The 17,816-nt window shown below is 67.4% G+C and carries 14 protein-coding genes; 13 read left to right on the forward strand and 1 reads right to left on the reverse strand.

All coding sequences use genetic code 11. The features are described 5' to 3' along the window. Nucleotides 1-294 precede the first annotated feature (294 nt). From ABS88_RS02090 to ABS88_RS02100, 3 genes are read left to right on the forward strand one after another with little or no spacing between them, the layout of a single operon-like run. Nucleotides 295-1,608: an amidohydrolase family protein gene (locus ABS88_RS02090; protein WP_083675099.1), complete on the forward strand. Its 1,314-nt coding sequence runs from the start codon at nucleotides 295-297 to the stop codon at nucleotides 1,606-1,608. A gap of 18 nt (nucleotides 1,609-1,626) precedes the next feature. Then, the gene (locus tag ABS88_RS02095) at nucleotides 1,627-1,902 is read left to right on the forward strand and encodes a DUF3311 domain-containing protein (RefSeq protein WP_076075728.1); all 276 of its coding nucleotides are present in this window, start codon (nucleotides 1,627-1,629) and stop codon (nucleotides 1,900-1,902) included. Next, nucleotides 1,899-3,353: a sodium:solute symporter family protein gene (locus ABS88_RS02100; protein ID WP_067107427.1), complete on the forward strand. Its 1,455-nt coding sequence runs from the start codon at nucleotides 1,899-1,901 to the stop codon at nucleotides 3,351-3,353. Before ABS88_RS02095 ends, ABS88_RS02100 begins: the two co-directional genes overlap by 4 nt. 6 nt (nucleotides 3,354-3,359) lie before the next feature. Here ABS88_RS02100 and ABS88_RS02105 read toward each other — a convergent pair whose 3' ends face one another. Further along, entirely contained in the window at nucleotides 3,360-4,280 is a 921-nt protein-coding gene (locus tag ABS88_RS02105; RefSeq protein ID WP_067107519.1) for a LysR family transcriptional regulator, read from the reverse strand. A 125-nt stretch (nucleotides 4,281-4,405) separates the two neighbouring features. Between ABS88_RS02105 and ABS88_RS02110 the strand changes: the two genes are divergently transcribed. From ABS88_RS02110 to ABS88_RS02155, 10 genes are all read left to right on the forward strand, one after another. After that, nucleotides 4,406-5,329: a dihydrodipicolinate synthase family protein gene (locus ABS88_RS02110; protein ID WP_234002619.1), complete on the forward strand. Its 924-nt coding sequence runs from the start codon at nucleotides 4,406-4,408 to the stop codon at nucleotides 5,327-5,329. Between the two features lie 5 nt (nucleotides 5,330-5,334). Next, nucleotides 5,335-6,534: an NAD(P)/FAD-dependent oxidoreductase gene (locus tag ABS88_RS02115; protein ID WP_104959538.1), complete on the forward strand. Its 1,200-nt coding sequence runs from the start codon at nucleotides 5,335-5,337 to the stop codon at nucleotides 6,532-6,534. After that, on the forward strand, nucleotides 6,527-6,823 hold the full coding sequence (locus ABS88_RS02120) for a (2Fe-2S)-binding protein (protein WP_286748929.1): 297 nt from the start codon (nucleotides 6,527-6,529) through the stop codon (nucleotides 6,821-6,823). Before ABS88_RS02115 ends, ABS88_RS02120 begins: the two co-directional genes overlap by 8 nt. Then, nucleotides 6,820-8,196 carry an FAD/NAD(P)-dependent oxidoreductase gene (locus ABS88_RS02125; RefSeq protein ID WP_158682150.1) on the forward strand — a complete coding sequence of 459 codons (1,377 nt, stop codon included), beginning with the start codon at nucleotides 6,820-6,822 and terminating at the stop codon, nucleotides 8,194-8,196. Before ABS88_RS02120 ends, ABS88_RS02125 begins: the two co-directional genes overlap by 4 nt. 120 nt (nucleotides 8,197-8,316) lie before the next feature. Continuing rightward, nucleotides 8,317-8,805: a VOC family protein gene (locus ABS88_RS02130; RefSeq protein WP_104959540.1), complete on the forward strand. Its 489-nt coding sequence runs from the start codon at nucleotides 8,317-8,319 to the stop codon at nucleotides 8,803-8,805. Between the two features lie 15 nt (nucleotides 8,806-8,820). Then, nucleotides 8,821-9,228: a RidA family protein gene (locus tag ABS88_RS02135; RefSeq protein ID WP_104959541.1), complete on the forward strand. Its 408-nt coding sequence runs from the start codon at nucleotides 8,821-8,823 to the stop codon at nucleotides 9,226-9,228. A gap of 64 nt (nucleotides 9,229-9,292) precedes the next feature. After that, nucleotides 9,293-12,292: a TonB-dependent receptor domain-containing protein gene (locus ABS88_RS02140; protein ID WP_286748933.1), complete on the forward strand. Its 3,000-nt coding sequence runs from the start codon at nucleotides 9,293-9,295 to the stop codon at nucleotides 12,290-12,292. A 154-nt stretch (nucleotides 12,293-12,446) separates the two neighbouring features. Then, nucleotides 12,447-14,243 (forward strand): DUF885 domain-containing protein, encoded by a 1,797-nt coding sequence (locus tag ABS88_RS02145; protein ID WP_104960331.1) that lies wholly within the window; start codon nucleotides 12,447-12,449, stop codon nucleotides 14,241-14,243. A 40-nt stretch (nucleotides 14,244-14,283) separates the two neighbouring features. Further along, the gene (locus ABS88_RS02150) at nucleotides 14,284-16,017 is read left to right on the forward strand and encodes a DUF885 domain-containing protein (protein ID WP_286748936.1); all 1,734 of its coding nucleotides are present in this window, start codon (nucleotides 14,284-14,286) and stop codon (nucleotides 16,015-16,017) included. Then, entirely contained in the window at nucleotides 16,002-17,801 is a 1,800-nt protein-coding gene (locus ABS88_RS02155; RefSeq protein ID WP_286748937.1) for a DUF885 domain-containing protein, read from the forward strand. Before ABS88_RS02150 ends, ABS88_RS02155 begins: the two co-directional genes overlap by 16 nt. The last annotated feature ends 15 nt before the right edge of the window (nucleotides 17,802-17,816 follow it).

The following is a 17,816-nucleotide window of genomic DNA, read 5'->3' on the forward strand; positions in this document are numbered from 1 at the left end:
GGGGGCCGTTCTTTCTTTCGGCGCCGCAAGAAGAAGGACGGTGCTTCGACAAGCTCAGCACGAACGGCAGAAAGGGTGATGCAGATTTAACGCACGATTCTCTAGAACACCGCTTTCGCCGCATCGCCGTCGTTCGCCCGCGCAGGCGTCGCGATTGTTGATCCGAAAGGCGGCCTGCATCAGGATCGTTGCATTCAGCGCAACATCATGCATCAGCCCTTGGCATTGTCTTGGCCGCGACAGGCCCTAGACTTCGCTGGTTCCGGGCGGTTCCGGACGGATCGCGGAATCCCTATGCCTATCGACACCCTTCGCCGTATCGCCCGGTATCTGACCGGTCTTGCAGCCGCCGTCCTCGTCACGGCTCCCGCCGTCGCCCAGTCGCCGGCGCCCGATGTCGTCGCGCTGGTCGGCGGCGCGGTGGTCGACGTCGAAAACGGCCGCGTCATCGAGGACGCCGTCGTCGTCATCGAGGGCGAGCGGATCGTTCAGCTCGGCCCACGCGGCCGCCTCCAGCCCCCGCCGGGCGCGCGCATCGTCCCCGTCGACGGGCGCTGGCTGATCCCCGGCCTCATGAACATGCACGTGCATTTCGGCCTGAAGCTTCCCGGCACCGCCGGGGCCGAGTTGCAGAACGAGACCGACGCGCAACAGGCGCTGCGCATGGCGCACAACGCGCGCCTGTCGCTGCGCGCCGGCGTCACCTCGGTTCGTCTGGTGTCCGAGATCCACGGCAATGATTTCGCGCTTCGCCGCGCCATCGACCGGGGCGAGGCCGTCGGGCCGCGCATCGAAACGGCCGGCGAACTGATCGTGCCCACCGGCGGGCACGGCTTCCTTGAGGTCGACGGTCCCTACGCCTTCGCGCAGGCGGCGCGCCGGCAGATCAGCCAGGGTGCCTCGTGGATCAAGATCGCCATTTCGGGCGGCATCTCCGACACGCACGGCGCCATCGCCGCCGCCCCGATGACCAACGATGAATTGTCGGTCCTCATCGACGTGGCCCACCGCAACGGCGTGCGCGTCACCGCGCACAACGGTTCGCCCGAGGCGGCGATGCAGGCCTTGACCTACGGCATCGACGGTTTCGAGCACGGCTATCACCTGACCGAGCCGGTGCTGCGCCGCATGGCGAAGGACAAGGTGTGGCTGGTGCCGACGATCGTGGTCAGCCAGCCGGGCGCGCGCACCTTCTATCAGCGCATCGGGTCGCCGGACTGGTATCTGCAGCGGGTGGACAGCGTCGGCCGCGACCATTGGGCGATGCTGCAGTCCGCGATCCGCCTCGGCGTGCCGATCGCGCTGGGCACCGACCAGTTTCCCTTCGAGGACAATGAGGGCACGACCGCCACCGTGCGCGAGGCGGAGCTTTACGTCGACGCGGGGATGACCCCGCTCCAGGCGCTGCAGGCGGCGACGATCCAGCCGGCCCGCATGATGCGCCGCGACACCGACATCGGCAGCATCGCCGTGGGCAAATATGCCGACATCGTGCTCGTCGATGCCGACCCGACCCGCGATATCCGCGCCTTGCGCTCGATCGCCTTCGTCATGAAGGGCGGACAGGTCGTGCGCGACGACCATGGCCTTTCGGGCCAGGTCCGGTGATCCGGGCGGCGTGACTCCATGACGCTCCGATCCCTGCTGTCGCCGACCCACCGGCGCTACGCGCACCGCTGGCTCCTGCTGATTCCCTTCATCTGGCAGGTCGGCGGGACCCCGCTGGTCAACACCGCCGCCGTTCGCGTCTTTTCGCTGCCGCTGCCGATGCTGTGGCAGATGTGCGGGATTCTGGTGGCGAGCGCCACCATCGGCTTCGTCTTCGTGCGCGACGAGCGCATCGAGGCGAATGACGAGCCGGATTCCTTCCCCGAACCTTCCGACGAGGCGAAGCCCTCGTGATCCTCGGCCTGACCATCGCCATCGTTCTCGGCACCATGCTGGGGGCGCTGTTCTACGGCTATCGCAAGACCCGCGCCCGGACGGTCGCCGAATGGGCGGTCGGGGGGCGCCGGTTCGGCACCCTGATCTTCTGGTTCCTGAACGCGGGCGAGATATACACGACCTTCGCCGTTCTCGGGATTTCGGGCTATGCCTGGGCCTATGGCGCGCCCGCCTATCTGGCCTTCACCTCGGTGTCGCTGGCCGCGACGCTCGGCTATTGGCTGATGCCGCGCATCTGGCAGGCCGGGCGCGAAGGGGGATTCATCACGCAGGCGGATTTCTTCGCCGCCCGCTATGATGCGACCTGGCTCGGTTGCCTGGTGGGACTGGCCGGGATCGCGGCCATCGTGGTCTATGTGCAGATCCAGATCACGGCGCTCAGCCTGATCCTTCGCCTCACGCTGGGCACCGGCGTGTCGCCGACCATGTCGGCGGTCCTCGCCGCCGTCATCATGCTGGCCTTCGTCTATGTGGCCGGCCTGCGGTCGGCCGCCTTTGCGGCGGGGGTGAAGGACATATTGATGATCGTGCTGGTGGTGGGCCTCAGTGCGACCGTCGCCGGCAAGGTCGGGGCGTCGTCGATCCTCGACGTGTTCGACCGCGTGCAGGATCAATATCCGGGGATCGGCGTCTTTCCGGGGCTGGTTCCGGAGGCAGGCCTGTCGGTCACCTGGATGATGACCGCCGCGGTGAACGTGGCGCTGGGCACGTGGATATTCCCGCACATGTTCCAGCTCTGCTACGCGGCCGGCAGCCGCAAGGCGATCCGCCGTAACGCCGTCTGGCAGCCGCTCTATTCGCTGTCCTTCTTCTTCATCATCCTGCTCGGCTTCGGCGCCCTGCTGGCGGGCGTGTCCCCGCCGGACAACGACATCAACGCCGCGCTGCTGCAATTCGTGTCGGATTCCTATCCGGGCTGGATGATCGGGCTGCTGGCCGGAACCGCCTGCCTCCTCGCGCTCGTGCCCGGCTCGGTGCTGCTGCTCACGGCCGGCTCGATCTTCAGCCGCAACGTCGTCATGCCGTTGAAACCGGACCTGAGCGACCGCGCGACCCTGCTGCTGTCCCGGCTGTCGATGGTGGCCTTCGCGGTGATCGCGGTATGGCTGACGCTCGGCGCCACGGCCTCGCTGGTGGAGATCGGCCTGTCGGCCTATGCGGCGATCGGCATGCTGACGCCGGGGGTGTTCCTCGCCTTCCTGTGGCCCCGCGCCAATGCGCTCGGCGTCGCCACGGGCATCGGCGCGGGCTATCTGGCCCTGCTGCTGCCGGCGGCGCGGGACATGTGGGCCGTGGCCCTGCCGGATTGGGACATCGGCCTCGTGGCGATGGGGGTCAACTTCATCGTCGCGGTGATCGCGATCCTGCTCACCACGCGCGCCTCTCCGGCCGTCGCCGCGGCCGCGTGACGGCGATCACGCCGCGGCGGGACCGTCGCTTTCGCTCCATCCCTTGAGCCGCGCCTCGAAGGCCGCCATCAGGCGGGCCGGGGCGCCGTCCAGCTGGCGTCCCAGCCGGTGGATCAGGCTGACCGAGGTATGTTCGAGGTCGGCCTCGTAGATGGGCCGGGCGACGAGCCGGCCGTCTTCCAGTTCGGCGGCTGCGGCGATGCGCGGAAGGATGGTCACCATCCGCCCGGCGCGCGCGGCTTCGCGCATCACATAGATCGAACTGGTAGTGAGCACCGGTTCCAGCCAGACCTGCTCGCGGCGCTCCGCCTCGCGCAATATCTGGTGCAGCCGCAGGTTGGCGTCGGGCAGGCACAGGTCATAGGTGCTCAGGTCCTCCAGCGACAGCGACTTGCGCTTCGCCGCCGGGTGATCGGGCGCACAGATGACCATCAGCGGCTGGGCGACCGTCGCGCGGACCCGGATCTTGGGCTCGGTGCAATCGTTGAAGATCAGGCCGAAATGGGCGTCGTCCTCCAGAACCGCATGCACGATCTCGGATGTCGGCAGGACCGACGCGGTCACGGCGATGCCGGGATGCTGACCCTGGAAATCCTCCAGCACCTTGGAAAAGAATCCGCCCAGGAATCCCTCGCCGATGGCGATGCTGACCTTGCCCGCCTTCAACTGCCGATGCTCGTGCAGGCGGTTCATGAAGGCTTCTTCGTTGGCGATGCAGCCCTGATAATATTCATAGGCCAGGCGCCCGGCCTCGGTCATGCGGATGGCGCGCCGGCCGCGTTCGATCAGCGCCACGCCCATCGTTTTCTCCAGCTGCGCGATCTGGCGGCTGATCGATGAAACCGCCACGCCGATCTTGTCGCTGGCCAGTCGCATCGAACCCAGGCTGGCGGCTTCGTAAAAATAATAGAGAGCGTTTCCGTGCATGGCGGCCACATTATCGATCCTTGCGTTGAACGCAATGATTTCGGCCAATCATCCCGCCTTGCGGGACAGGGAAAAATGCAGGACAGGGGGCGCCATTTACGACTATGCCTAATTTCGAGGTGCTTGTGGCAACCAAGAGAACGCGCGTCGGGTGGCGCGGCTATATCCCGGCGATCACCACCCCTTTCGATGCCCAGGGTGACATGGACCCGCGCGGTCTCGGCCTGTTGGTGGAATGGCTTCATGCAGAGGGGATGCATGGGCTGGTGGTGGCGGGCACGACCGGCGAATGGACCAGCCTCAGCCCCCGGGAACGCAAGGCGCTGATCGCCGCGGTCGGCGCGCAGATGGCGGGCAAGCTGCCGCTGATCGCCGGATGCACGGCCTTCACGGCGGCCGAGGTGCTGGAATTCGCCGCCGAGGCGGCGGTTTCGGGCTTCGAGGGGATTCTCGTGACCCCGCCGCCCTACATCCGTCCTTCGGATGACGAGATTCATGCCTTTTACAAGATGGTGTCGGATGCCAGTCCGCTGCCGATCTGCGTCTACAACTGGCCTCCGGGCACCGGGGTGGACATGTCGATCCCGCTGCTGGAACGCCTCGCCGATATCGAGAATGTCGTCGCCATCAAGCAGTCGACCGGCGACCTGCGCCGTTTCGTGCAGACCTATTTCGGGCTCAGCGATCGGGTGCACGTCTTCGGCCACAGCATGGACGATTGCGGCCTCGCCCTGTTGAAGGGCGCGGGCGGCGATGGCACCATGGGGGCGGGCGGCGTGCTTGGCCGCGCGCAACCCGACTTCTACAATCATGTGTGGGCCGGCGATTTCGAGGCGGCCCGCGCATGCGGACGGCAGGACCGGGTCATCATGGACGAATGGTATACCAAGGATCTGGTCGGGCGCTTCGGTTCGGGGCCCGCGATTCTGAAGGCCGCGCTGAACATCCAGGGGCTGCCCGGCGGTCATGTGCGCCGTCCGCTGCTCGACGTGTCCGCCCCCGACCTCGATCGCATCCGCGCCACCTTGACCGCATTGGGACGCGTCTAGCCGAAATGGACGGCGTCGATGTCCTGGTGATCGGCGCTGGGCTGGTGGGATGTGCCGCCGCCTGTCGGCTGGTCCAGGCGGGGGCGCGGGTCGAAATCCTCGAAGCGGCGCGTCCCAACGCCGGCGCCTCGGGCGCCAACGCCGGTTCGCTGCATTTCCAGCTCGAGCGCCGCTTTCTCGAAAATGGCGAGGCGCTCGCCGATCAGGCGGCCTCGATCCTGGGCCTCAACCTGCTGGCGATCGAGGAATGGCGCGGGCTGGCCGACGAGCTGGGCCCCGACATCCGCGTCCATATGCGCGGCGGCCTGATGGTGGCCGAAACCGCGGACGAGGTCGCCATTCTCGAACGCAAGGTGGCGCGGGAGGTTCAGGGCGGCCTCGCGTCGCGGATGATCGACGGCGACGCGGCGCGCGCGCTGGCGCCCGGCCTGTCGGAAACGGTCGTGGCCGCCAGCCACCTGGAGGCGGAGGGGCACGCCGACCCCAAGGCGCTGACGCTGGCGTTCGCCGCCGCCGCCGCCGCGCGGGGCGTCCGGCTGCGCCGGCGGTGCCGCGTCGTCGCGGCGCGGCCGGTGCGGGGCGGCTATCGGCTCACCGTCGAAACGCCCGACGGTCCGGAGGATCTTACGGCGCCGAAGATACTGATCGCGGCGGGCGCGTGGAGCGCGCGGATCGGCGAATTGTTCAACCTGCACCTGCCGCTCTACCCCGTCGCGCTGCTGATGAGCGCGACCGAGCGGACGGCTCCGCTGCTCGATCCGCTGATCCAGCATGTCGGGCAGCGGCTGTCCATGAAGCAGGCGCATGCGGGGAATGTGCTGATCGGCGGCGGCTGGCCGTCGCGGATGCGGCTCGACGCCGCCGGCCGCTTCGATCTCGACCGGCCCGCGGAGATGCTGGCCTCGTCGCTGAGGGGCAATCTGGCCGTGGCGGCGCGGGTGTTCCCGCGCGTCGCCGAGCTGAACCTGATCCGCAGCTGGACCGGGATCACGGCGATCACCGCCGACCAGCTGCCCCTGGTCGGAGCGATTCCGCAGGCGCCGGGCGTTTTCGTGGCGGCGGGCGGTTCGGCCTTCACGCTCGGCCCCACCTTCGCGCGCCTGCTCGCACGGCGCATCCTCGACGAGCCCGAGGAGCGGCTGGAGATATTCTCGCCCGCGCGCTTCGGCCATCTCAACAGCTTCATGGGGGCGGCGGGTGCGTAGCGACGGCGATGTGCGGCGCGGGGCGCCCCTGACCCTGCTGGTCGACGGACAGGCGGTCGCGGCTTTCGAAGGCGAGACGATCGCGACCGCCATGCTGGCCCGCGACCTTCTGGCCTTTCGCCTTGATCGCGGTGGCAGGCCGCGGGGCCTGTTCTGCAACATGGACGTCTGCGGCGAATGCCTCGTCACGGTGGCGCGCGGAAGCGCGTCGCCGCGCCGGCTGCGCGCCTGCCTGACCCCGGCGGCCGACGGCATGATCGTCACCACGCGCCCGGACGAACGGCGATGAACGACGACGCTCGCCCCGACTATGACCTCGCGGTCGTCGGCGCAGGCCCCGCCGGGCAGGCCGCCTGTCTGGCGCTGCCCGACGGCCCGCGCATCGTCGTGATCGACGAGCAGCTTCGGCCGGGCGGCCAGATCCTGCGCCAGCCGCCCCGTGCCTTTTCCGTGCGCGGCTGGCTGGAGGGCGCCGAATACCGCCGCCTCAAGGCCCGGTTGGCGGCCTTCGAATCGCTGGAGTCGGTCGAATGGCGCGGCGGCTGCTCGGTGCTGGGCGCGCGCGAAGCGGGGGAGGGGTGGCGCCTCGCCCTTTCGGACGGCGGCGGCGTGCGGGAGGTCACCGCCCGGCGCGTCCTGATCGCCACCGGCTGTTACGACATGGCCGTGCCCCTGCCGGGCTGGACGCTGCCGGGGGCGATGAGCGCGGGGGGCGTGCAGGCTTTCGTGAAGAGCCAGATGCTGGCACCCGGGCACCGCATCGCCTTTGCCGGATCGCACCCCCTGCAACTGCTGGCGGCCGATCAGCTGCGCAAGGCCGGCGGAACGGTGGCGGCGGTCGCGTTCAGCCAGCCTTTCCGGCGCTTCGTCCTGAAGGCGCTGGGGCGGCCCTGGACGGCGCTGACGAACCTGCCGCGCCTGATGTCGGTCCTGCTGATGGGATGGCGGCTGCGCGCGGCGGGCGTGCCGATCCATTTCGGCCGCGCGCCGACGGCCGTCGAGGGCCGCGACCGGGTGCAGGGCCTGCGCCTCGAGGACGGAGCGGTCGTGGCGTGCGACGCGGCGGCCTTCTGCTTCGGTTTCCTGCCGCAGTCGGACCTGCCGCGGGCGATGGGGCTGGCGGTCCGTCCGGCACGGCCGGGCGGCTGGAAGGCGTGCCATGACGCATGGATGCGGGCCTCGCGCCCCGGCGCCTATGTCGCCGGAGAGACGACGGGGGTGAAAGGCGCCGATGCCGCCGCGGCCGAAGGCGCGCTGGCCGGCCTCGCCGTCGCCGTGGACATGGGCGTCCTGCCCCTGCGCGAGGCCGTCCGCAGGGCGGCGCCGGTGCGGCGTGCCCGCGCCCGCGCGCTGCGCTTCGCCGCGCTGCTGGAGGCGGTCGCGGACCCCGGGCCGCTGCCCGACCGGGACCTGCCCGCCGACACCATCGTCTGCCGCTGCGAAGACGTGACGATGGGCGACATGCGCGCGGCGCTCGCCATCGGCGCCGACGCCGGCGGCGTCAAGCTGGCGACCCGCTGCGGCATGGGGGTGTGTCAGGGCCGCAATTGCGAACATGGCCTGCTGGCGCTGCTCGGCGACGTGTCGACCGAACCCCATGGATTCACGCCGCGATTCCCGGCGCGCCCGATCCGGATAGGCGATCTGCTCGCCGAAGATTGATTGCGTCCAGCGCAACGAACTTTGCAAAACCTGTCATTGTTCGCGACAAAGGGCGGACATAAAACCTGTCTCATTCAATGACGCAAAGGCGCGTTGCGAGAAGGGGAGAGGGTGGCGGAGATGGTGAAACAGGCGCGCAAGCCGTCTTTCCTGGTCGTCGATCATGTTTCGCGCACGGTGCCCGATCTGGTTCGCGCGCTGGCTTTCTATTGCGATGTGCTGGGGGGCCGCGAGCTCTATCGCATGGGCCCGATGGACGCGGCCGACATTCCGGTCGGCACCGATGGGCGCGACTGGATGGAATCGCATGTCGGCGTGGCGGGTGCCAGCCTGACCCTGGCGATGATCGAGTTCGACGGCGGCGCCCGTATCCAGCTCGTCCAGTACGACAAGCCTTCGGACCGCAGCGCTTCGCCGCCGCGCAATTGCGACCTCGGCGGGCATCATCTGGCGTTCCGCGTCGACGACGTCGAGGCGGCGGCGGCCTGGCTCGCGGAGCATGGATGCACGCCGATGGACGTGATCGAAATCGACGCCGGCCCGCTGGCCGGAAAGAAGAACCTCTACATCCTCGATCCGTTCGGGCTCCAGCTCGAACTGGTGGACTGAACCGGGATCCGCATCATGGGCAGCACGAAGATCAATCCGCCGAACCTTTACAAGAGCACGCCGTTCGGCTTTTCCCACGCCGCCGTTCAGGACAGCGGCCGGGTCCTGCATCTGGCCGGGCAGGTCGCATGGGACGCGCAGTGCAACGTGATCGGCGAGGGCGACCTTGCCGTTCAGGTCGAGGCCGCGCTCGCCAACCTCACGGCGGTGCTGGAGCATATGAAGCTGACGCCCGCCGACCTCGTTCGCCTGCGCACCTACATCGTCGACAACGATCCCGAAAAGCTGGGCGTGGTGGTCGCCGCGATTCAGCGCTTCTACGGGGGAGCGACCCCGGCGCCGAATACCGTCGTCGGCGTTCAATCGCTCGCCCTTCCCGATTTTCTCGTCGAGATCGAGGCCACCGCGCAACTCGACGCCTGACGTTCCGTCCAACGCGTCGAAAGAACGCGATTATCCTTCAACATCGAGTCCATGGAGCTTCCTCTTGACCTTTAGCATCACCCGTGAACGCCTTCTGGCGTCAACCATGATCGGCGGCTTCGCGGCCCTCGTTCTCGCCGCGGCGCCGGCGGCTGCTCAGGATGGCGCGACCGCCGCCGCGCAAGCCGCCCCGTCCGAAGACATCGTCGTCACCGGTTCGCGCATCGTCCGCAAGGACTACAGCTCGACCAGCCCCATCGTGACGGTGGGGCAGTCCGACCTGCAGGCGACCGGCTCGGTCACGGCAGAGACGCTGATGAACGACATGCCGCAGTTCATGCCCGGCACCAGCAATGGTTCGGTGAACCCCGGCAACGGCGGTCAGGCGAACCTGAACCTGCGCGGCCTGGGCAGCAACCGGACGCTGGTGCTGATGAACGGCCGCCGCATCGTGCCGTCGAACGCCAACGGCACCGTCGACATCAACCTGATCCCGTCGGCCCTGATCCGCAACGTGGAGGTCATCTCGGGCGGCGCGTCGGCGACCTACGGTTCCGACGCTCTCGCGGGTGTGGCGAACTTCATCCTCAACGACAATTTCTCGGGCGTTCAGCTCGACGCCCAATATGGCGTGACCGAACAGGGCGACGGCGCGACGCAGAGCTACACCATGACGATCGGCGGCCGATTCGACGACGGGCGCGGCCACGCGGTCTTGTCGGTCGGTCGCTCGACGCGCGAAGCGATCATGAGCAGCGCGCGCGGCTTTTCCGCGGTTTCGGGCCGCAACAGCGTGTCGCCGCTGGGCGTGACCACCTTCGACTCGACCAATCTGCCCAGCCAGGCTTTCATCAACAATTATCTGGGCTGCACCAACTGCGTCACGCCGACGGGCGAGTTCGGCTACAATACCGACGGCTCGCTGTTCAGCCATGTCGGCGCCTATAATTTCAAGAGCCCCGGCGGCCCCGAGTGGGACGCCTATCATCAACCCGGCGTGGCCTGGGCCTATAACACCGGCGCGACCGGCATGCTCAGCATTCCGCTGGAGCGTTGGAACGCTTTCGCGGCGGCGCGTTACGAACTGGCCGATTCCATCGAGCTCTACAGCAACGTCCTGTTCACCCAATATAGCGCGGACACCATCCTGTCGCCGACGCCCATGCCGGGACCGTCGCCGACCTACGGCTTCCGCGTGCCGTCGACCAATCCGTTCATCACCGCGGACCTGCGGGAATTTCTGGATGCCCGTCCCGATCCGACGGCGTCGTTCGGCCTGAACAAGCGCTTCAACGCGATCGGCGGCCGTCTGGCCCGCGACAGCACCACGGTCTTTCAGGTCACGGCCGGCTTGCGCGGCGATCTGCCGTTCGGCGACTGGCGCTACGACCTCAGCGGCCAGTACGGCCGCGTCGACAACTCGTCCGAACAGTCGGGCAACGTCTCCCGTTCGGCCGTCCAGCGCCTGCTCGACGACCCGACCGGCGGCGCCAGCCTGTGCGAAGGCGGCTTCAACCCGTTCGGCCTGACGACCCTGTCGAAAAGCTGCATCGCCTACATCAACCGCAACAGCAAGAACTCGACCCTCAGCGAGCAGACCATCTTCGAAGGCACCGTCCAGGGCGGCCTGTTCCAGCTCCCCGCGGGTCAGGTCCGCGTCGCGCTCGGTGCGCAGTATCGCGAGGACAGCTTTGCATTCCGTCCGGACTCCGGCCTGTCGCAGAGCAATCCGATCGTTCCCCACCTCGGGGCCGACGGCCTGCCCGACGGCGGCCGGATCGGCGGCGTCGAGGTGGCGGGCTTCAACCCGGTTCAGCCGCTGACCGGCTCGACCAACTCCACCGAATTCTTCGTCGAGGCGCTGATCCCGGTGGTGACCGACCTGCCACTCATCAAGCGGCTGGAACTGACCCTCGGCTATCGTTACTCCGACTACAGCACCATCGGCGGCGTTCAGGCCTACAAGGCCGATGTGGACTGGACGGTGTTCGACAGCCTGCGGGTGCGTGGCGGCATTCAGCGCGCCGTGCGCGCGCCCTCGATCGGCGAACTCTACGGCAATCGCGACATCAGCTCGCCCCAGATCGGCGGGCCGGTGAACGCGCAGGGCGCTCCGGTCTTCGGCGGCGACCCGTGCGATATTCGCGGCGCCTATCGCAACGGTCCGGATGCGGCTCAGGTGCGCCAGCTCTGCCTCGCTCAGGGCCTGTCGGCCGCTGCGGTGGACAGCTATGTCTTCAACAGCACGCAGATTCAGGGCTTCGTCGGCGGCAACGTCAATCTGAAGGAGGAAACGGCCGATACCTGGACGGTCGGTGCCGTCTATCGCCCCAACTTCGGCAGCGCGCTGTTCTCCCGTCTTTCGGCTTCGATCGACTATTACAGCATCAAGATCACCGACGTGGTCGGCAGCATCACCGCGACGAACCAGCTTCAGGGCTGTTTCAACGCCACGGGTGTGACCAATCCGACCTATGACGTCAACAATGGCTATTGCCAGCTGTTCGAGCGCGATCCGCTGACCGGAAACGTGATCAACAGCCTGGGCCTCCAGCAGAATCTGGCGACCCTGAAGACGTCGGGCATCGATCTGCAGGTCGACTGGAGCTTCGATCTCGCCGATGCCGGTCTGGGCAATCTGGGCTCGCTGAACCTCAACTATGTGGTCGGCTGGCTGCGCGCCTGGCAGCGTCAGGACGCGGCGGGCGGACCGTTCAACGAGCGGGCTGGCACCATCGACTCGACCAACGGCTTCACCTTCCCGAAGTGGAAGATGCTGGGTTCGGTCAACTACAGCAACGGCCCGTTCGGTCTTGGCCTGCGCTGGCGCCGGGTCGGCAAGATGGACATCTACAACACCGCCAACAGCCTGCCTGCGATCAACTATTTCGATCTGCTCACCAGCTGGAACGTCAGCGACAGCTTCGTGCTGCGCATGGGGGTCAACAACCTGACGGACAAGGCGCCGCGCACCTGGACGCCGGGCATCCAGTCCAACACCGATCCGTCGACCTATGACATCCTGGGTCGCCGCTTCTTCGTTGGCGTGACGAGTCGCTTCTGATCCGCTCGGGGCGGCGACAGGTCTTTTTGTCCCGAGGGCCTGTCGCCGCTTCACCATGGATGGCTATGGTGGGGTGACGATATGGGCGCACGGTTCGCCCATCTGGATAAACCGCGCGGCCTTCGGGCGGGCGAACAAGGAACGAGGACGGACGATGAAAAGACGTGAACTCTTTGCGGGAGCCGCCGGCGTAGCCTCTCTGGCCCTGATTTCCCGGTCGCCGGTCGCGGCGGCGCTTGGTCAGCCGGCCGCGCGGGAACGCTTCGCCCAGCTGGTCCGCGACAGTCAGCAGGCCGACGATCTCCTCAACCCCATGCGCCTTGCCCGCCGCGGCAAGCGCCCGCTGGGGCCGGTGTTCGTCGATCCGCAGGGGGAGGCCTATGCCACCGGGCTCGAAGCGAACAAGCGCGCCGAACTCGCCGGCCTCGCCCGGATCGACCGGGCGGCGCTGCCGGAGGGCGACCAGATCGCCTATGACGTGTTCCGCTATCAGGCCGAAAAGGCGGTCGGGGAGTTCGACAGCGGCGTCAACGCCATCCGGCGCAAGGCGCCCCTGAACGCCTCCTTCGGGCTGCATGTGGAGTTTCCGGACTATATGTCGGCCAGCGTGTCGCTGGCGAGCGTCGAGGATTACGAGATCGCGCTGGAACAGCTCGACGGCTTCACGGGGTTCATGAACGACACGGTCGCGCGCCTGCGTCAGGGCATGGCCGACGGCTATCACCAGCCGAAGGTCGTGGTGAACAATGTGCTGAAGCAGGTGGAGGCGTTCCTGGCGCTGCCGGTCGAGCAGAACCCGCTCTATTCGCCCGTCACCCGCTTTCCCGAAGCGATCGCGGCCGCGGACCGCGCGCGTCTGGAGGCCGCCTATCGCAAGGCGGTCGAGACGCGCGCCTATCCGGCCTATGACCGGTGGCGCACCTTCCTGCGCAACGACTATCTGCCCACCGCCGCCGACGGCGCGGGCCTGTGGTCGATGAAGGACGGCGACCGGGTCTATGCGGCCGATCTGGTGCGGCACACCACCACGACGATGAGCGCGGAGGAGATCCACCGCGTCGGCCTGTCCGAGGTGGCGCGCATCCTCGAAGAGATGGAGGGCGCGCGTCAGGCCGCCGGCTTCACCGGCGATCTTCACGCCTTTTTCGAACATATCCGTACCGAGCCCCGTTTTTATTACACCAAACCTCAAGACCTTATCGACCATTTCGAGAGGATCGAAGCAAAAGTCTGGCAAAAAATCCCCACCCTCTTCTCACGGCGCCCGCGCGCCGAGTTCGAGGTGCGTCCGCTGCCGGCGCTGGGGGATCAGCGCGGCACGGGCTATTACCGCTCCGGCCCGCCCGACGCGTCCGAGCCGGGCGTGCTCTATTTCAACATGGCGATGCTCAACACGCGGCCGATCCCGACGCTGGAAACGCTCCAGCTCCACGAGGGCGTGCCCGGCCACCATTATCAGTCGTCGCTGGTGCAGGAGGATGAAAGCCTGCCCGACATGTTGCGTTTCCGGCTGGCGCCGGCGACGGCCTACACCGAGGGGTGGGGGTTGTACGCGGAGTCGCTCGGCAAGGATCTGGGCCTGTTCACCGATCCCTATCAGTGGTTCGGCCATCTCGACATGGAGATGCTGCGCGCCGTGCGTCTGGTGGTCGACACCGGCCTGCACGCCCTTCGCTGGGAGCGGCAGCAGGCGATCGATTATATGATGGCGAACACTTCCATGGCGCCGCGCGACGTGGTTGTCGAGATCGACCGCTACATTACCAACGCCGGGCAGGCGAGCGCCTACAAGGTCGGCGAGTTGAAGATTCAGGAACTGCGGCGCCGCTCGACCGAGAAGCTGGGCAACCGCTTTGACATCCGCCACTTCCACGACCAGGTGCTCGATACCGGCGCCTTGCCGCTCGACGTGCTGGAAGCCAAGGTCGACCGCTGGCTGGCATCGGCTTGAGGGTCGCCACCGGCCGGAGATGGGAATGAACAGAAGGCAGATGCTTCTGGGCGCCGCCGCCGGCGTCGCGATGATCGGGACGGGCGCGGGACCCCTGTTCGCGAGCGAAGGCGCCGACGCCCGGTTGAAAGCTCTGCTCGAGCGTCACGCGAACGCCTTGCGCCGGTTCGGCGCGGAGCCGGGCAATCCGGTCGGAGATCGGTCGCTGGCCGGTCGTGCGAGGGCGCATGCGGAGAATGCGGTCCGCATGAAGGAATTGGCCGGGATCGGCCACGGCGCGCTGTCACCCGCCGCACGGATCGACCACGATACGGCAGCCTTCGTCTACGGGGTTCTCGACGACCAGTTGGCACGGCCGGGAACGGTCGACCTCGACCTGCGTCCCAGCCCTTATGTGGTCAGCCAGATGAACGGCGCCTATTACTGGCTGCCGTCCAGGCTCGGCACGGGTGGGGCCAGTCCCGAAGCGGAAGATCGCCGCGCCTATCTCGACAATATCGAGGCCTTGGCCCAAGGCATCGACGAGGAAAGCGAGCGTATCGCACACGATGCCGGGCGGGGCGTTGTTCCGCCCGATTTTATCCTTGACGCGACCTTGTCCCAACTGCGTGCGTTGCGGGACAGCGCGCCCGCGGCCAATCCTCTTCTGGCGCCCGCTATCACGGCGTCGGGCACGGTCGGTGCGCAGGCGACCGAGCGCTTCAACCGCCTGATGAGGCCGGCACTCGACAGGCAGGCTCAGGCGCTCCAAGCACTGATGCCCCGCGCTTCCTCGAAGGGGGGGGTCTGGGCTCAACCCGACGGCGAGGCGACCTATGCCTCCTCGCTCCGCGCCAACACCACTGCCAATATCGGGCCGGGCGATCTGCACCGCATGGGGCAGGATTGGGTGCGGGAACTGAGCGCTGAGATCGATCACGATCTGCGTGCCCTGAATCTGACCCGCGGCTCGGTCGGCGAGCGCATTGCGGCGCTGAATACGGATGCCCGCTTCATCCAGCCGGACACCGACGCGGGCCGGGCCGAAGTCCATCGCCAGGCCAAGGCTTATCTGGTCGCTGCGCGGGGCCGCGCCGCCCGCGCCTTCAACCATTTCGTGGACGACCCCGTCGAGGTCCGGCGCATGCCGCTGACCAGCGAGGACAGTTCGCCCATCGCCTTCTACAACGGCCCGCGAGATGGCACTTCCGGCGCGGTCCTACTCAACCTCAAGAAGCCCAGCGACCTGCCGTCATGGCGCCTGCCGACGCTGGTCCACCATGAAGGCGTGCCAGGTCATCACATCCAGGCGGCGGTGCTGAGGGACACGGGCGGCCTTTCGCTTTTCCGGCGCACGGTGCGTTTCTCGGCCTGGACCGAAGGATGGGCGCTCTACGCCGAGGCACTGGCGGACGAGATCGGCGCTTATGCGGACGATCCCCTCGGGCGGATTGGCTATCTGCAGGCCCAGCTCTGGCGCGCGGGGCGCGTGGTTGTCGATACCGGTATCCATCACGAGCGCTGGACCCGCGAACAGGCTATCGCCTTCATGGTCGATACGGTCGGCGAATTGCCCGGGCCTACCGCGCGCGAGGTGGATCGCTATTGTGTCTACCCAGGGCAGGCTTGCTGCTTCATGGTCGGCAAGCAGCAGATTCGCGCCTCGCGCGAGGCAGCGCGACATGCCATGGGGCCGCGCTTCTCCCTTGGCGACTATAATGATCTTATCCTGCGGTCCGGCTCTCTGCCGATGGAGGTTCTGGACGCCCTGGTGCAACAATGGAGCGCTACCTGATGCGTCGTCGAGATCTTCTGACCGGCGCGGCTGCGCTGGGCGCCACCCTTTCTCTCACCGGCTGCGCCTCCGCAGGCCGTGCGGTGGGAACGTCCGCCGATGTCCGTCTCGCCGCCATGCTCGAGCGGCATGCCCAGGCCTTGCGGGACGAAGAGAGCGGACCGGACAGGCTGGGCGATTATTCCCTCGCGGCGCGTGCGCGGGCACGCCAGACCAATGCGGCGCGCCTGGCCGAACTGAACGGCGTCGATCGCTCCGCCCTCTCGCCCGCGGCCGCGCTGGACTATGACACCGCGCGCTTTGTCTATGGAGCTATGGACGATCAATATGGGCGCTACGGTTTCTCGGACATCAATCTGCGCCCCAGCCCCTATGTCGTCAGCCAGATGAACGGTGCCTATTATTGGTTGCCGGACGGCATCGCCGGTCGCTCCCCCCTGGCGAACGAAGCGGATGCTGAGCGGTATCTCGACAAGCTGCGGCAACTGGTGGTCGCCCTCGATCAGGAAACGGAGCAGATCGCCCATGACGCCGGTCTTGGCGTCGTGCCGCCGGCCTTCATTCTCGCCAAGACGGTGGCGCAGATCGCGACGCTGCGTGATATGCCCGCTGCTTCGAATCCCCTAATCGGGCCTGCCGTGGCCCGCGCCCGTGCCGCCGGCCTGAACGATCTGGAAAGCCGTGCCGCGGCGATCTTCGCCGCGCAGGTCGCACCGGCGCTTACCCGTCAGATGGCGGCGCTGGACGCCCTGCGTCCGCGCGCCGACGATCGGGCAGGCGTGTGGGCAAAGCCGGACGGGGAGGCTTATTACGCTTCGGGTCTCCACTCCAACACCACGGCCGGCTACGCGCCGGCGGAGCTTCACCGGCTGGGGCTGACGTGGGTGGCGGAACTGACCGCCGAGATCGATCGCCTGCTGCGCGCGCAAGGGCTCACCGAAGGCAGCGTCGCCGCACGGATGAGCGCGCTGGACCGCGACCCGCGCTTCCTCAAGGCGGACAGCGACGCGGGGCGGCGAGAGATCATCGACTATGCGACCGCGCGTCTGGCCCGGATAAGGAACCTCCTGCCTAGGGGTTTCGCTTTCGTGCCCGATCTTCCCGTAGAGGTCCGGCGGGTATCACCCGCGATCGAGAAAGGTGCGCCAGGCGGCTTCTACAGCGCCAGCAGCGATCCGGCCCAGCCATCGGTCATCTACATCAACCTTCGGTCGGTCGAAGAGAACGCCCTGTGGCGGATCCCCACGCTGTTGCATCACGAAGGTATCCCCGGCCACCATTTTCAGGCCAGCGTCCTGAAGGAAGCTGGCAAGCTTTCGTTGTTTCGCCGCACGGTGCGCTTCTCGGCCTGGACGGAAGGCTGGGCGCTCTATGCCGAGCAGTTGGCGGCCGAGATCGGTGCCTATGACGACGATCCGACGGGACGTATCGGCTATCTTCAGGGGCAATTGTTCCGCGCTTGTCGCGTGGTCGTCGATACCGGCATCCACCATGCGCGCTGGACGCGCGAACAGGCGATCGACTGGATGGTCGCCAATGCGGGCGAGAATCGCGATGCGGCCGAGCGCGACATCGACCGATACTGTGTATATCCGGGGCAGGCCTGCAGCTTCATGGTCGGCAAGCAGCAGATCGTGGACCTGCGGGAGAAGGCCCGGGCAGACCTGGGCTCCCGATTTGATTCGCGGGCCTACAATGACATGGTTCTGGCCTCGGGGCCGTTGCCGATGGAAGTCCTCGGCGCGGCGGTGGACCAATGGACGACGTCGCTTCAGGGGGCTTGATGGCTTTCAGCTATT

The organism is Sphingopyxis sp. SCN 67-31, assembly GCF_001725095.1.

Coding starts and splice junctions, on each gene's coding strand:
- ABS88_RS02130 (WP_104959540.1), top strand. CDS start 8,317: ATGGTGAAACAGGCGCGCAAGCCGTCTTTCCTGGTCGTCGATCATGTT.
- ABS88_RS02150 (WP_286748936.1), top strand. CDS start 14,284: ATGCTTCTGGGCGCCGCCGCCGGCGTCGCGATGATCGGGACGGGCGCG.
- ABS88_RS02155 (WP_286748937.1), top strand. CDS start 16,002: ATGGAGCGCTACCTGATGCGTCGTCGAGATCTTCTGACCGGCGCGGCT.
- ABS88_RS02095 (WP_076075728.1), top strand. CDS start 1,627: ATGACGCTCCGATCCCTGCTGTCGCCGACCCACCGGCGCTACGCGCAC.
- ABS88_RS02135 (WP_104959541.1), top strand. CDS start 8,821: ATGGGCAGCACGAAGATCAATCCGCCGAACCTTTACAAGAGCACGCCG.
- ABS88_RS02115 (WP_104959538.1), top strand. CDS start 5,335: ATGGACGGCGTCGATGTCCTGGTGATCGGCGCTGGGCTGGTGGGATGT.
- ABS88_RS02145 (WP_104960331.1), top strand. CDS start 12,447: ATGAAAAGACGTGAACTCTTTGCGGGAGCCGCCGGCGTAGCCTCTCTG.
- ABS88_RS02090 (WP_083675099.1), top strand. CDS start 295: ATGCCTATCGACACCCTTCGCCGTATCGCCCGGTATCTGACCGGTCTT.
- ABS88_RS02125 (WP_158682150.1), top strand. CDS start 6,820: ATGAACGACGACGCTCGCCCCGACTATGACCTCGCGGTCGTCGGCGCA.
- ABS88_RS02105 (WP_067107519.1), bottom strand. CDS start 4,280: ATGCACGGAAACGCTCTCTATTATTTTTACGAAGCCGCCAGCCTGGGT.